At 46.2% G+C, this 14,204-nt stretch carries 16 protein-coding genes; 7 read left to right on the top strand and 9 right to left on the bottom strand.

Going from position 1 to position 14,204, the window contains the following annotated elements; all coding sequences use genetic code 11:
* Positions 1–57: 57 nt before the first annotated feature.
* The 6 genes from PQQ36_RS07975 to rpsB all read right to left on the bottom strand — a co-directional run bounded on the left by PQQ36_RS07975 (position 58) and on the right by rpsB (position 5,055).
* The gene (locus PQQ36_RS07975) at positions 58–900 is read right to left on the bottom strand and encodes a phosphatidate cytidylyltransferase (RefSeq protein WP_039555283.1); all 843 of its coding nucleotides are present in this window, start codon (positions 898–900) and stop codon (positions 58–60) included.
* Positions 901–912: 12 nt separating this feature from the next.
* Positions 913–1,668: an isoprenyl transferase gene (locus PQQ36_RS07970; RefSeq protein WP_011079766.1), complete on the bottom strand. Its 756-nt coding sequence runs from the start codon at positions 1,666–1,668 to the stop codon at positions 913–915.
* Positions 1,669–1,764: 96 nt separating this feature from the next.
* Positions 1,765–2,322: a ribosome recycling factor gene (gene frr, locus PQQ36_RS07965; RefSeq protein WP_011150962.1), complete on the bottom strand. Its 558-nt coding sequence runs from the start codon at positions 2,320–2,322 to the stop codon at positions 1,765–1,767.
* A gap of 91 nt (positions 2,323–2,413) precedes the next feature.
* A complete protein-coding gene (gene pyrH / locus PQQ36_RS07960) occupies positions 2,414–3,139 on the bottom strand; it encodes a UMP kinase (protein WP_011079764.1) in 726 nt (241 codons plus the stop codon).
* Between the two features lie 214 nt (positions 3,140–3,353).
* Positions 3,354–4,196 (bottom strand): translation elongation factor Ts, encoded by an 843-nt coding sequence (tsf, locus tag PQQ36_RS07955; protein WP_011079763.1) that lies wholly within the window; start codon positions 4,194–4,196, stop codon positions 3,354–3,356.
* A 130-nt stretch (positions 4,197–4,326) separates the two neighbouring features.
* A complete protein-coding gene (gene rpsB / locus PQQ36_RS07950; protein ID WP_011079762.1) occupies positions 4,327–5,055 on the bottom strand; it encodes a 30S ribosomal protein S2 in 729 nt (242 codons plus the stop codon).
* Positions 5,056–5,428: 373 nt separating this feature from the next.
* On the opposite strand from rpsB, the gene map reads away from it, so the two are divergent.
* The 3 genes from map to PQQ36_RS07935 all read left to right on the top strand — a co-directional run bounded on the left by map (position 5,429) and on the right by PQQ36_RS07935 (position 9,605).
* Positions 5,429–6,307, top strand: coding sequence for a type I methionyl aminopeptidase (gene map / locus PQQ36_RS07945; protein WP_011079761.1), 879 nt, complete (start codon positions 5,429–5,431; stop codon positions 6,305–6,307).
* A 109-nt stretch (positions 6,308–6,416) separates the two neighbouring features.
* The gene (glnD, locus tag PQQ36_RS07940; protein ID WP_017790033.1) at positions 6,417–9,038 is read left to right on the top strand and encodes a bifunctional uridylyltransferase/uridylyl-removing protein GlnD; all 2,622 of its coding nucleotides are present in this window, start codon (positions 6,417–6,419) and stop codon (positions 9,036–9,038) included.
* A 183-nt stretch (positions 9,039–9,221) separates the two neighbouring features.
* A complete protein-coding gene (locus tag PQQ36_RS07935; protein ID WP_011079759.1) occupies positions 9,222–9,605 on the top strand; it encodes a DUF3461 family protein in 384 nt (127 codons plus the stop codon).
* Positions 9,606–9,699: 94 nt separating this feature from the next.
* Here PQQ36_RS07935 and truC read toward each other — a convergent pair whose 3' ends face one another.
* Both truC and PQQ36_RS07925 read right to left on the bottom strand, forming a co-directional pair.
* The gene (gene truC / locus PQQ36_RS07930; protein ID WP_273660672.1) at positions 9,700–10,437 is read right to left on the bottom strand and encodes a tRNA pseudouridine(65) synthase TruC; all 738 of its coding nucleotides are present in this window, start codon (positions 10,435–10,437) and stop codon (positions 9,700–9,702) included.
* Positions 10,437–10,751 carry a YqcC family protein gene (locus PQQ36_RS07925; RefSeq protein ID WP_103277366.1) on the bottom strand — a complete coding sequence of 105 codons (315 nt, stop codon included), beginning with the start codon at positions 10,749–10,751 and terminating at the stop codon, positions 10,437–10,439. Before PQQ36_RS07925 ends, truC begins: the two co-directional genes overlap by 1 nt.
* Positions 10,752–10,830: 79 nt before the next feature.
* Between PQQ36_RS07925 and PQQ36_RS07920 the strand changes: the two genes are divergently transcribed.
* A complete protein-coding gene (locus tag PQQ36_RS07920) occupies positions 10,831–11,868 on the top strand; it encodes a DUF3549 family protein (RefSeq protein ID WP_011079756.1) in 1,038 nt (345 codons plus the stop codon).
* Between the two features lie 3 nt (positions 11,869–11,871).
* Positions 11,872–12,171: a DUF3301 domain-containing protein gene (locus PQQ36_RS07915; RefSeq protein ID WP_017420206.1), complete on the top strand. Its 300-nt coding sequence runs from the start codon at positions 11,872–11,874 to the stop codon at positions 12,169–12,171.
* On the opposite strand, the gene PQQ36_RS07910 is transcribed toward PQQ36_RS07915, so the two are convergent.
* Positions 12,131–12,634 (bottom strand): GNAT family N-acetyltransferase, encoded by a 504-nt coding sequence (locus PQQ36_RS07910; protein ID WP_011079755.1) that lies wholly within the window; start codon positions 12,632–12,634, stop codon positions 12,131–12,133. The genes PQQ36_RS07915 and PQQ36_RS07910 overlap by 41 nt on opposite strands.
* 834 nt (positions 12,635–13,468) lie before the next feature.
* Here PQQ36_RS07910 and PQQ36_RS07905 point away from each other — a divergent pair.
* The gene (locus PQQ36_RS07905) at positions 13,469–13,762 is read left to right on the top strand and encodes a hypothetical protein (RefSeq protein ID WP_045596769.1); all 294 of its coding nucleotides are present in this window, start codon (positions 13,469–13,471) and stop codon (positions 13,760–13,762) included.
* On the top strand, positions 13,759–14,202 hold the full coding sequence (locus PQQ36_RS07900; RefSeq protein WP_045596770.1) for a YaiI/YqxD family protein: 444 nt from the start codon (positions 13,759–13,761) through the stop codon (positions 14,200–14,202). The genes PQQ36_RS07905 and PQQ36_RS07900 overlap by 4 nt, the downstream gene beginning before the upstream one ends.
* The last annotated feature ends 2 nt before the right edge of the window (positions 14,203–14,204 follow it).

Here is a 14,204-nt window from a genome sequence, read left to right as displayed (position 1 = left end):
ACTGTTGACCGAATAAAGAAACAAAAGGGGAAACGGCATCATCTCCCCTTATAAATATCAGAACAAGAAATAAAGAAGAGCAAAAATCGGAAATGCGGCAGTAAGGCTATCGATTCGGTCAAGGATACCGCCATGACCTGGAATGATATTACTGCTGTCTTTGATGCCCGACTCTCGCTTAAACATACTTTCGACAAGGTCCCCAAGCACCGAAATAACCACGGTGGCAAGCGTAATCAAAACCATGTGTAGTGGGCTAGAGAATGGAATGTCAAACCAACCAGAGAAGAACCAACCAACAATAATAGCAGTAATAACGCCGCCAATAAGGCCTTCGATGGTTTTATTTGGACTCACTTTAGGTGCCATTTTACGCTTACCCAAAGTTTTACCAGCGAAATAGGCACCGCTGTCTGCTGCCCAAACTAAGAGACACACAAACATCACCAGTTTTGCACCAAAATAAGGGGCGCTTTCAATATCAACGGCGCGTAATAAAATCACGCTCCACATAAAAGGGATAAGGGTAAGCAAGCCAAAAAGGTGACGTAGAGGTTTGTGACCTTGCCAACTCTGTGTGGATTTAGGATAAGTGATGGCCAAAGCACTGGCATAGAGCCACCAGATACTGCCTGCTGCTAGCATGAGATAGTGCGGCAAGCCAATTTGGTTCAGACTGGCAGAATCGGCTTCAATCCAGAAAAAACTGCCGATCGTCACAACAACCGCTGGCAGCATGGCTTTGATACGAGACTTTGCCTCAACAAATTGAGTCCACTCCCAAAAGCCCAAAAAAGTCACGGCTGTAAGCGCTGCGATAAAAAGTGGTAGAGATAATTCAAAAATCCCCAGGATTACCAAAGGTGCAAGAATTAGTGCAGTAATTATTCTTTGTTTCAAACTCATTGATCCTTATTGAGCACTCATCAGGGCCTTGATTTGCTCGCCAGTACAACCAAAACGGCGCTCGCGATTTACAAACCATGTGATCGCCTCAATCAGGCTTTCTTCACCAAAATCGGGCCAAAATACGGGCGTAAAGTACATTTCAGCATAGGCCATTTGCCACAACATAAAATTACTAATGCGGCATTCTCCACTCGTGCGAATGAGCAGGTCCACTTCTGGCAGATCTGACATGGTCAGATGCTTAGCAATGTCGTCTTCCGTAATGTCCTCAGCCGACAGATCACCAAGTGCCACTTGTTGCGCCACTTTTTGTACGGCCTGAGTGATATCCCATTTGCCACCGTAGTTAGCAGCAACATTAATCACCATACCTGTGTTACTTGCTGTTAGCTCTTGTGCTTCTACAATCTTTTTTTGCAAACGTTCGCTAAAACGTGAGGTATCACCGATGATGCGTAAACGCAGGTTGTTCTTATGTAACTTCTTCACTTCGCTAGACAGTACGGTGATGAAAAGTTCCATCAACAATCCGACTTCCTCTTCAGGACGACGCCAGTTTTCACTACTAAAAGCAAACAACGTAATGGCTTGGATATTCAGTTTCGATGCAGCTGCGATGGTTTTACGAACGGCGCTAACCCCTTTTTTATGTCCGAAGACACGAGGTTGACCCTTAGATTTAGCCCAGCGACCATTGCCGTCCATAATAATGGCAATATGCTTAGGAAGAGATTCGGTGAAGAGTTGAGAATTTTGCATAAAGAGTTAACTGAGTTCCATCAGTTGGATAGAGTAACACAAAAAAACGCTGTGCTGCGAACACAGCGTTTTCCAACAGTGATGTGAATGGAAATATTAAACTTCCATCAACTCTTTTTCTTTTGCCGCAAGAACGTCGTCGATCTTCTTCACTGCAGCATCAGTGAGTTTTTGAATTTCGTCTTGCGCTTTACGATCTTCATCTTCTGAAATTTCTTTTTCTTTCAGTAGCGCTTTAAGATCGCTGTTTGCGTCACGACGGATGTTACGAACTGCGACACGGCCACCTTCAGCTTCACCACGAACGATTTTAACTAGGTCTTTACGACGTTCTTCTGTTAGCGGTGGAAGTGGAACGCGAATAACAGTGCCTGCAGACATTGGGTTTAGACCAAGGTCAGACATCATGATCGCTTTTTCAACTTTCTGAGTTAGCTCTTTATCAAAAACAGTGATAGCCAGTGTACGCGCATCTTCCGCAATTACGTTCGCTACTTGAGTTAACGGCGTTGCTGCACCGTAGTAATCTACAGAGATACCAGACAGCAGACTTGGGTGCGCACGACCAGTACGAACTTTAGACAGGCTGTTTTTAAGCGCTTCAACACTTTTTTCCATGCGCTCTTGCGCGTCTTTTTTAATATCGTTAATCACGGTTTCACCTTAAAAATGTCGTCTTTCTACTAGAAAGCTTGTTCGGGGTTCGTTTACGCCATTGCATTATCTGCAATGGCATATTAACAGCTTAGGCGGTAATTAGCGTACCTTCAGCTTCACCCATCACCACGCGGCGCAAAGCACCCGGCTTGTTCATATTAAATACGCGGATTGGCATTTTGTGGTCACGTGCCAATGTAAATGCTGCCAAATCCATCACTTTCAGTTCTTTTTCAAGAACATCGGTGTAAGAAAGCTTATCATACAGCTCTGCGTCTGGGTTGGCTACCGGGTCAGCAGTAAATACGCCATCCACTTTAGTCGCTTTTAGAACTACATCCGCTTCAATCTCAATACCACGTAGGCAAGCAGCAGAATCCGTAGTGAAGAATGGGTTGCCAGTACCTGCGGCAAAAATAACCACGCGACCTTGGCGAAGTTCGCGGATGGCGTCTGCCCAGTTGTAGTCATCACAAACACCGTTAAGTGGAATTGCAGACATCACGCGTGCATTTACGTAAGCACGGTGTAGCGCATCGCGCATCGCTAGGCCATTCATTACCGTTGCTAGCATACCCATGTGGTCACCCACAACACGGTTCATACCAGCTTGCGCTAGACCAGCACCACGGAACAAGTTACCGCCACCGATAACCACACCAACTTGTACACCAAGTTCTACTAATTCTTTTACTTCCTGAGCCATACGATCAAGTACAGTAGGGTCAATACCAAAACCTTCTGAGCCTTGCAGAGCTTCGCCACTCAGTTTTAACAGAATACGTTGATACGCTGGTTTAGGGTTAGTCGTCATGGAGTACACCTTACAAAAAAGAGTTGTTGGTTAACAGTCATGAATTGAGATTAGGGAAGAACCTGGTGAGGAATGGCTTTCTCATTCTCATCTCGTCACTGGCTAATACAAAAGTCAGTGTTCAATCCCAATTCATCACGGCTAAAATTTACCGCTTATTCGTAAAAAGACCGCAGCCTTGGCTACGGTCTAATCTTTGCACAATCTCTAAGGATTAACCTTTTTGAGCCAGTGCAACTTCTTCTGCGAAGCTTAGGCCTTCAGCTTTCTCGATACCTTCACCAACTTCTAGGCGAACGAAAGTAACAACAGAAGCGCCACGCTCTTTAAGGATTTCAGCAACAGATTTCTTAGGTTCCATTACGAATGGTTGACCAGTCAGAGAAACTTCGCCAGTGAATTTCTTCATGCGGCCTTCAACCATTTTCTCTGCGATTTCTTTTGGCTTACCTTCGTTCATAGCGATTTCTACTTGAACTTCACGCTCTTTCGCTACAACGTCAGCTGGTACGTCTTCTGGGTTCACGTATTCTGGGCGAGAAGCCGCAACGTGCATTGCGATGTGTTTTAGAGTTTCAGCATCACCTTCACCAGCAACAACAACACCGATTTTCTCACCGTGACGGTAAGAAGCTAGCGCAGTACCTTCAACGAATTGAACGCGACGGATGTTGATGTTTTCACCGATCTTAGCAACTAGAGCAACACGCTCTTCTTCGAATTTAGCTTGTAGCTCTTCGATAGACGCTTTAGATGCCAATGCTTCAGCTGCAACTTTGCCAGCGAATGCAGTAAAGTTACCGTCTTTAGCAACGAAGTCAGTCTGACAGTTTACTTCAAGAAGAACTGCAACACCGTTTTCTTCTTTGATGAAGATTGCGCCTTCAGCTGCAACGTTACCAGCTTTCTTAGCTGCTTTCGCTGCGCCAGACTTACGCATGTTTTCAATTGCTAGTTCAACGTCGCCGTTAGTTTCAACAAGCGCCTTCTTACATTCCATCATACCTGCGCCAGTACGTTCGCGCAGTTCTTTTACTAGAGCAGCAGTAACAGCCATTCTCTATTCCTCAGTTAATTCTGGATACGGTAAAAATCAGGGGCCAGTATTTCGGCCCCTGATGCTAACTATAACTTAGTTTATGCGACAAACAGGTTGCACATGGACTAAGTGTGACACAGAGCCGCGATTATTCAGCTTCTACGAAACCGTCTTTCTCAGCTACAGCTGCAACGTCTTTGTTACGGCCTTCAGTTAGAGAAGAAGCCGCTGCGTTCAGGTATAGTTGAACAGCACGGATAGCGTCATCGTTACCTGGGATGATGTAATCAACGCCGTCTGGGTTAGAGTTTGTATCAACTACTGCGAATACTGGAATGCCCAGGTTGTTCGCTTCTTTGATAGCAATGTGCTCGTGATCAGCATCGATTACAAATAGAGCGTCTGGAAGACCACCCATATCTTTGATACCACCAAGAGACTTCTCTAGCTTCTCCATTTCGCGAGTGCGCATTAGAGCTTCTTTCTTAGTAAGCTTGTCGAAAGTACCGTCTGTAGACTGAACTTCAAGCTCTTTTAGACGTTTGATTGACTGACGAACAGTTTTGTAGTTAGTCAGCATACCACCCAACCAACGGTTGTTTACGTAGTACTGGTTGCTTGCGATTGCAGCTTCTTTAACAGCTTCAGATGCAGCGCGCTTAGTACCTACGAAAAGAACTTTACCTTTCTTCTCGCCAACTTTAACTAGCTCAGCTAGAGCTTCGTTGAACATTGGTACAGTTTTTTCTAGGTTGATGATGTGAACGCGGTTACGAGCGCCAAAAATGAATGGCTTCATTTTTGGGTTCCAGTAACGAGTTTGGTGACCGAAGTGTACACCCGCTTTCAGCATATCGCGCATTGATACAGTTGCCATTTTAAAATCCTCTATGGGGTTAGGCCTCCACATCCCCCATGTATCCGACCCTAGCCTAATCGCTGGGCACCCCGGAACATGTGTCGGAATGTGTGTGATTTAAAGAAAAAGTGTTTTTGGAAGAAGCCTGCTTCGCCATTAAGTTTCTCTTAACGAAGAGAACAGTCCTCATTTCCGGCGCGCTTTATACCATATTTTGCCCATTGAAGGCAAAAAAAAATGCATTTAGCAACGAAGCCAAACGAACACAACCCATAAAAAATGGCCCTGGGTATACTCTCGTTTTTCAGACAAATACACATTCTCATTTCTTCCTGTTAGAATGCCGCATCAGCACACTCTGATGTGCCCCCGAATTAAGTAGAGAAAGCCAATGTCAATTAAGATTAAAACTACTCAGCAAATTGAGCGCATGAGAATTGCCGGTAAACTGGCCGCAGAAATCCTGGAAATGATTGAGCCATACATCAAGGAAGGGGTGACAACAGATGAACTGAATCAGATTTGTCACGATTACGCTCTAGAAAAAGGTGCTTACTCTGCTCCATTGGATTACCACGGTTTTCCTAAATCGATTTGCACGTCAATCAACCATATTGTTTGCCACGGCATTCCAGCATCAAAAGATGAAATCGGTAGCAACGGCCAAATGAAACCTGCAATTTTGAAAAATGGCGATATCGTTAACGTTGATATCACCGTCATTGTGCCTGACGATGAAAAAGCCGATTTGTCTGTTCGTCCTCAAGGTTTCCACGGTGATACATCAAAAATGTTCCTAGTTGGCGACGTTTCTCCAGCCAACAAACGCCTTTGCATGGTGGCACAAGAAGCCCTGTACATCGGTATGCGTCAAGTTAAACCGGGTGCTACCGTGGGTGATATTGGTACCGCGATCGAGAAATACATCAAAGACAATAATAAAAACAACCCACGCAATAAGTTCTCTATTGTGAAAGATTTCTGTGGTCACGGCATTGGTGATGAGTTCCACGAAGAACCTCAAGTCGTTCATTACCGCAATAGCGATCGTCGCGTGTTAAAAGAAGGCATGTGTTTTACTATCGAGCCGATGATCAATGCAGGTAAATTCGGTTGTACTGTCGATGCTGAAGATGATTGGACGGTTTACACTGGTGACGGTAAAAATTCAGCACAGTGGGAACACACGATTCTCGTCACTAAAGAGGGTTGTGAAGTGCTCACTCTGCGCAGTGAAGAATCCATTCCTCGCCTTATGAAGAATATCTAATCCCATCGGATCATTTCGTTTTTCTATCCCCGCCTATGCGGGGATATTTTTTATCAGTCGCAACTCTGTTACATTCTTTAGCAGATAACGATTGCACGGATAGCAAACTATGGCTTTTCAATCTCCCCTCACCTTCAATGACGAACAACTGACGGTTGCCCAACTCAAATCACAGCTCGATCTTTTTGCCAATGCGCAGAAACAAGCGTTTCTTAACCATCATCCGGTGACAGACTTAGTGCTCTCACGCGCGGAATATATGGATCTGCTATTGACCCGTCTTTGGCGCTACTACGGGTTTAGCGAAATTCATAATATTTCCTTAGTCGCGGTGGGAGGATATGGTCGAGGTGAGCTTCACCCGCTATCCGACATCGATATACTGGTGCTCTCTAAACACAAATTACCCGGTGAGTTAGAGACCAAGCTGAGCGAGTTCATCACTTTGCTTTGGGATTTGCGCTTAGAAGTGGGTCATGCTGTCCGCACGGTCGAGGAGTGCGCAGCAATAGGCCGTGAAGATTTGACCGTCGCCACTAACCTGCAGGAAGCTCGATTGTTGTGCGGCAGTGAAAACACCTTCCAAGATTTGAAAAAAGTGGTGCTCTCTGACTCCTTCTGGCCCAGTGAGACCTTCTACCGTGCCAAGATTCAAGAACAGCGTGAGCGCCATGCGCGTTATCACGATACCACTTACAATTTGGAGCCCGACATAAAATCGACACCGGGTGGATTGCGCGACATTCATACCTTAAGTTGGGTAGCGCGTCGTCATTTTGGTGCCACTTCGCTGCTTGAGATGAGCCGCTATGGTTTTCTGACCGATGCCGAGTATCGCGAACTGGTGGAATGCCAAGATTTTCTATGGCGAGTGCGTTTTGCGCTACACATCGAGCTAAAACGTTATGACAATCGATTGACCTTCGCCCATCAAATACAAGTCGCTGAACATTTGGGCTTTAAAGGTGAAGGGAACCGCGGCATTGAAATGATGATGAAGGAGTTCTACCGCACACTGCGCCGTGTAGCGGAGCTCAATAAGATGCTGCTCAAGCTGTTTGACCAAGCCATCATTAACGGTGGAGAAACCGAGCCAGCGATCATCATCAATGAAGATTTTCAACGCCGAGGGCGTTTAATCGAGGCGCGCAAACCTGCTTTGTTTCAAGCACGTCCAGAAACGATTCTTGATATGTTTTTGCACATTGCCAACGATTCCACCATTGACAGTGTTAGCCCGCCAACGTTACGCCAATTGCGCACCGCTCGCCGCCGTTTGAACAAATTTCTTCACACCATTCCGGAAGCGCGTGAAAAATTTATGGAGCTGGTTCGCCACCCGAATGCGCTTCATCGAGCCTTTAGCTTAATGCATAAGCTTGGGGTCTTAGCCGCCTACCTTCCCCAATGGAGCCAAATTGTCGGCCAGATGCAGTTTGACCTTTTCCACGTCTATACCGTGGATGAACACAGTGTGCGACTGCTTAATCACATTAACACCTTTAGTTATGCGAAAAATCACGACAAACACCCCATCTGCTGCGAAGTTTATCCTAGATTGCAAAAGAAAGAGTTGTTGCTCCTCGCCGCCATTTTCCATGACATTGGCAAAGGGCGCGGTGGCGATCACTCAGAAATTGGTGAAAAGGAAGCATACGATTTCTGTATCGAACACGGCCTTTCCAAGCCGGAAGCCAAGCTGGTATCTTGGCTGGTGCGACACCATCTGCTGATGTCGGTCACGGCCCAGCGCCGAGACATCTATGACCCCGAGGTGATCACTGAGTTCGCCAAACAAGTACGCGATGAAGAACGTTTGGAATACTTGGTCTGCCTGACCGTTGCGGATATTTGTGCAACCAACCCAGAGCTTTGGAACAGTTGGAAACGGACCTTGCTTGCGGAGCTGTTTTACTCCACCCAAAGAGCCTTACGACGTGGATTGGAAAATCCAGTCGACGTGCGTGAGCGCATTCGTCACAACCAGCAACTCGCATCGGCTTTGCTGCGCAAAGAAGGCTTTACCGCGCGTGAAATCGAAGTATTGTGGCAACGTTTCAAAGCGGATTATTTCCTCCGTCACACTCACAAACAGATAGCCTGGCATTGCGAACATATTCTGCGTATGGACAACCCTGAGCAGCCTTTAGTGCTGATGAGTAAAAAGGCCACTCGTGGCGGTACCGAGGTTTTTGTCTACACCAAAGACCAACATGCACTATTTGCCACCGTGGTGGCAGAGCTAGACCGTCGTAATTTTAACGTGCACGACGCACAGATCATGAGCAGCAAAGACGGTTACGTACTCGATACCTTTATGGTACTTGACCAACACGGCCAAGCGATCGACGTCGACAATCACAAAGCGGTCATCAAACATCTGATGCACGTGCTAACTGATGGTCGTCCCACCAAAGTTAAAACCCGTCGTACGCCTTATAAGTTGCAACATTTCAAAGTGAAAACCAAAGTGGATTTCCTACCCACGAAGAGTAAAAAACGCACCTTGATGGAACTGGTGGCGCTCGATACACCGGGGCTACTTGCGATTACAGGCGCGACCTTCGCTGATATGGGATTTAACTTACATGGGGCAAAAATCACCACCATAGGTGAGCGAGCGGAAGACTTATTTATTCTTACTAGTGAGAATGGCGGACGACTCAGTGAAGAGCAAGAACTTCAGTTACGTGAAAAACTGATTCACAATATCGCCGAACTCGCCCCTTAACGTCATCATAAAATTCTGCTTTTGATAAATCCCTCAGCATGCTCTGCTGAGGGATTTTTTCACCAAGGATACCGAGCGCGATCTCGTGCACAACTTAGTCAATTGGTCGGATTATCAGCTATCTACCACATGATTTGACTGCTACATTGAATCTTAACAGTCATACCTAAATAGAGGTCGCTTATGTATCCACACCTCACTGGACTGGGTATTCATGATCCTAGCCAGATTGAACGCTATTCACTACGTCAGGAAGCGCACAAAGACGTATTAAAAATCTATTTCCACAAGCAAAAAGGCGAGTTTTTTGCCAAAAGCGTGAAATTCAAGTATCCACGACAAGTCAAAAATGTCTTAGTTGATAGCGGTAGTCATCAATATAAAGAAGTCACGGAAATTAATCGCAACCTCACTTTAGTCATTGATGAGCTAAATAAAATCACCAAGCCACCCAAACAAGAAGATGTGGATATCAAACAAAAGATCCTCACCGATCTGAAGCATCTTGAGAAAGTGGTGGCGAGCAAAATTGCCGAAATTGAAGCGGATCTCGAAAAACTCAAATAAGCGAAGCTCGCCTCATTGGTTTAAAACTGCATAAATGGCAAAGGGTTGATATGACATCAACCCTTTTTACTGTGCTCACCCTAGTATGAGTGAATCAGTGACTGGCGGTAAGCAAGGTGCTTGGCCACTCAAAACGTTCAAACAACTGTTGCCAAACTTTATCAACCTCTGCTCGAATCACCACTTCTTGCTGTGTATACGGATGGACAAATCTGAGTTCAGAGGCGTGCAGCAGCAATCTCGGCGCTTCAAACTCTTCACGGAACAGCTTGTTGTGTTTGCCATCACCATGAGTGGTATCCCCCACGATCGGATGACGAAGATGCGCCATATGGCGACGAAGTTGATGCTTACGACCGGTTTTCGGCTTGAGCTCCATTAACCCATAGCGGGTCGTTGGGAACTTGCCCGTTGAATAAGGCACTTCCACTTTGGCCAGTGGTTTGTAGAGCGTAATCGCGTCTTGTGCTTCCTTCTCTTGCGAAGCAAACTTGTCCGCAATCTTATCCAGTTCAACCTTCAACGCGTAGTCTAGCTCCCCTTCTTCCTCTATCCAGCCGCGCACAATCGCATGGTAGGTTTTGCTCATCTCCTGTCCGGCAAACATGGGCATAACCTGAGATGCGACTTCAGAGGACAGTGCAAAAACCAACACCCCGGAGGTTGGACGATCCAAGCGATGAAGCGGAAAAACATGCTGACCAATTTGATCACGCAATGTCTGCATTACAAACTGCGTTTCATGTTTATCCAACCAACTGCGATGCACAAGCATGCCCGCCGGTTTATTCACGGCCACAAAATAGTCATCCTGATACACAATCTCCAGCATTACTGGCTTACCTCATCAATCGTACGCAAAATACTCAACAACGTTTGTGTATCACGCTGTTCTTTCCAAGCTTCTTCAAAATAAGGGGTGAGCAGAAACCCCTTCGGCAGTGACGCTCCTTGCACCATCATCTGCTGTATGCGAGCGATGAAGATCCACTGCAACCATTGTTGCGGCGCTAACGTGTCGACCGCAAAAGGCATTTCGCTTTGCAACAATGCAGGCTCTGGGGGTATTTCATCCCACCAGCCTAAACGTTTCAGCTCCAGCTCAAGTTGTCGCAATAATCCCGTCAAAGTTGAGGTGTTTGTCATTAATCTTTACATTCCGAACCTTGAATTAGCCGCGAATGATACCATTTATTGAAGAAATAAAGTTAGGACAACATGCTTCATGGATACCATACACACTCTCAGTCAACTCCTTACCGCCAGCGACTGCCAATACGCCATTTATGATTTGGGCCGCCGTATCAATCCAATCAGCCAAACGCAATTTGCCGAGATAGAAAAAGGCTCAGCGCCTTATCCTTACCCTCTGCAACGGAAAGCCAATTTGGCGATTGTGTATTGGAATGAGCAAAAGCAACCATGGATTTGGTTTTTGAAATTTGAACTCGACGAGCGTGGTCTATTGAAGCAAGCCGACATCGGCAACTTCATTAAATTTGTCGTAGAAGCGATGGGAACGCGTTTATCGCAAGAAATGAGTGAAGAACAGCAACAGAAGTTGGCGAATAATCCTTATACGTTTAAGCCTTCTGAAGACAAAATGGCGGTGTTTCATAGCTTGGTGCGCGCGCAATTGCAGTTACCGACCAGCCAATATTACGAACACGCCCAAATCTATTTCCAAGGGAAATTGGGTTGGGAAAACTGGCAAACCGTTGGCTTGCAGGGCATTACCGACATCTGTGCTCGATTGGATCAAGAGCAAAATGGCGTGCTAATACGCAAGGCACTGGCGCACCTTCCTTCAACCCCATTGTATGCTCTGCTTGGTGCGTTAGAGCATGTCACCTTGCCTGAAAAGCTAACAGCCCGCTTAATCGAGCTCACTGAAGGTGAAATCGCCAAGCCACACCCTGATCTGTTTTTGCTCTCTGCGCTGATTCGTGCGCTGTCAGGCGCAGAGCAAGCACAAGTGAAACCCCTGCTGAACACACTGCTCGCCAGTCCTAGATTGAGCCATCAGGAAGTGTTGATTGGTATTGCCGGTCGCGCTTGGCATTGGTTGGCTGAAACGGAGGTCGCACAGCTCTTTTTGGTTCGTTTGGCACAAACGGGTAATCAAAACCTGTTCAACCAGCTGTTTGCCGACTTAGTGATGCTTCCACAGCTCAGAATGGTGCTATTGCCTCTGCTGCACTCCAGCCCATCACCAGAGCTGGCCAATGCACTTTTAAATCTACAACAGGCTACAAAAGGATAAACCATGGTCGGTGATTTGTTTGCCATCTTAGGATTGTGTTTCTTCTGTTTTCTCTTTTGGCAACAACGTCGCCAATCGGAACTGGCCAAGGCTGCGATAGCACGCAAATGCGACCAACTGGAGTTACAACTCATTAGTGTTGCGTTTGGCGGGCACAAATTAAAAACGCCAGAGGGAAGCTGGCGTTGGCATACTGTTTATTTATTTGAGTTTTCAGCGCTCGGTGACGACTGCTATCAAGGGCAACTGATGATGACAGGATTCAGGCCGCTGAACTTTTTCCTGCCACCTCATCGGATGTAAAACGCATTGTCACGAGCGCATTGCACTGACTAAGCTGGGAAACATCATAAAAGCCCAGCTTGGTGAGTACTTTGATTGCAGCGATGTTCTGAGGTTTGATGTGTGCCGTTAAGCTCTCCAACTGCAATTCATGCATCGCTTTGGGCACAAACGCCTTCAATGTTTCGCTGGCGATCCCTTTCCCCCAGTACGATTTATCAAACATGAACTCCAGTTCAGGTTGACTATCTAAATGCGCGATATAGACATGCCCCATGTATTCGCGATTGTAGTTATCCAATACAGCTCTGGCATGGATCGTTTTATCATTCAATACTTTATCAAACAGAAGCTTGGCATTGGCAACCGTGTATGGACCATTGAGCTGCGCACGATTCTTCGCGCAGCAATTTAGCATCACGAATTCGAGCTTTAATGATTCATTGTAAGGAAGGAGTAATGTCCTTCGAGTTACTATGGTCACATTCTATCCTTGATATGGCGGTACCGATTTAGCGCGTTGCAAATCCGTTACGCCCAATTGAGAAGCCGAAAAATTAAACCAACTTGAACAAAGAGTTATTGATCCAGATTGTTTTTTAACGTTGTTTATAAAATACTTATATCGATCTGACGGTAGAGAGTGTGAAGAGATGACGATAAGAAAAGCCCCGACACTTTCGTATCGGGGCTATAGTCTTACTCGCAGCAGTCCGGCTACTAATAATGCTCCCTGCATCATCCATAATAGTGGCTGAATCCTTCAGCTATTCCTTACTTCGCCGTCCTAGCGGTGTCCTAATCTTCCTAACAGCTAACTATCCCCGTTAGCGCACATCACTTGTTCCTTGAGCGGTGTCCCTGGTATCGTCCTGATACTGTCCTGACCTCCATCCTCGAGGTGTCCATTGTCGTTCCTTCGTCACCAACATCCTATTAGTGATTGCTTCCTACAATGTCCTTCGCTCCTTGCTTGATTCCTCATCCTGAGCAACCAAATCGTCTTCCTGACGATAACCAAATCCTTGGCGTTTCCTGTTCCGTGTCAGCATCCTTCCGACAAGGTTTAATTTACTCTTTTTCTTGAACGGAGCAATCCACCGGCAAAGAAAAACGCTTATGCAAACCATTACATCGCATTAACATTCCTTATTAATCATTAGGTTAGGTTCTTTTGATAACCATTCCTCTTACGATAAATTAGCTTTCTCGCACAAGCTGTGTAAGAGATCTCTCACACGCGATTACCGAAATTGCTATTCGCCAAAAACCTTAGTGCCACGTATCATGATAAACATATCGTTATCAGGAAGAAAAAATGTTAACTCAAGATGTCACCAAAGAGCTGGAAGCGGTGCTTGAACAGCTTCAGCAACAAGGAAAAGAGCCGTCTGTCGCGCTCGTGAAAGCACGATTAAAAACATCGATCCCCATGCCTGCGATCATAGCCGCTATCAAAAGCTGGAAGAGCGCCCAGCGAGTACCGAAGATCGAAGTAGCAAGTCAAACCCATCAAGATGCGGAACGCATTGCCCAACTCGAAGCGACCGTCCTGAAGCTGGCAGCCCGTATCGATGCATTAGAAGCACAACTAAAAGAGAAAAACCAATGAAGATATGGGTTGATGCCGACGCCTGTCCAAAAGTGATTCGAGAAACCATTGTCCGCGCAGCAGAGCGAACCGGTGTCGAATGCACCTTTGTCGCTAATCACGTTGTACCAGTACCAAGAAGGCCCAACATCCACAGTTTGCAAGTGCCTGCCGGCTTCGACATTGCGGATAACGAGATCGTCAAACGTGTGGAACCAAACGATTTGGTGATTACTTCTGATATTCCGCTCGCCGATGAGGTGATCACCAAAGGCGCACTCGCCTTAAGTTCACGTGGTGAGTTGTATACTAAAGACACCATCAAAGCGCGCCTTAACATTCGTGACTTTATGGAAACCATGCGCTCAAGTGGAATCCAGACTGGCGGCCCTGCGGCTCTCTCGCAAACCGAACGCCGCGAATTTGCCAATCATTTGGATCGCATTTTGGCTAAGCGATAATT

Origin of the sequence: Vibrio sp. CCUG 15886, from assembly GCF_028570825.1 — a bacterium.
In the GTDB taxonomy this organism is placed as follows: domain Bacteria; phylum Pseudomonadota; class Gammaproteobacteria; order Enterobacterales; family Vibrionaceae; genus Vibrio; species Vibrio vulnificus_B.
This window is presented reverse-complemented; position numbering and strand designations above follow the sequence as displayed.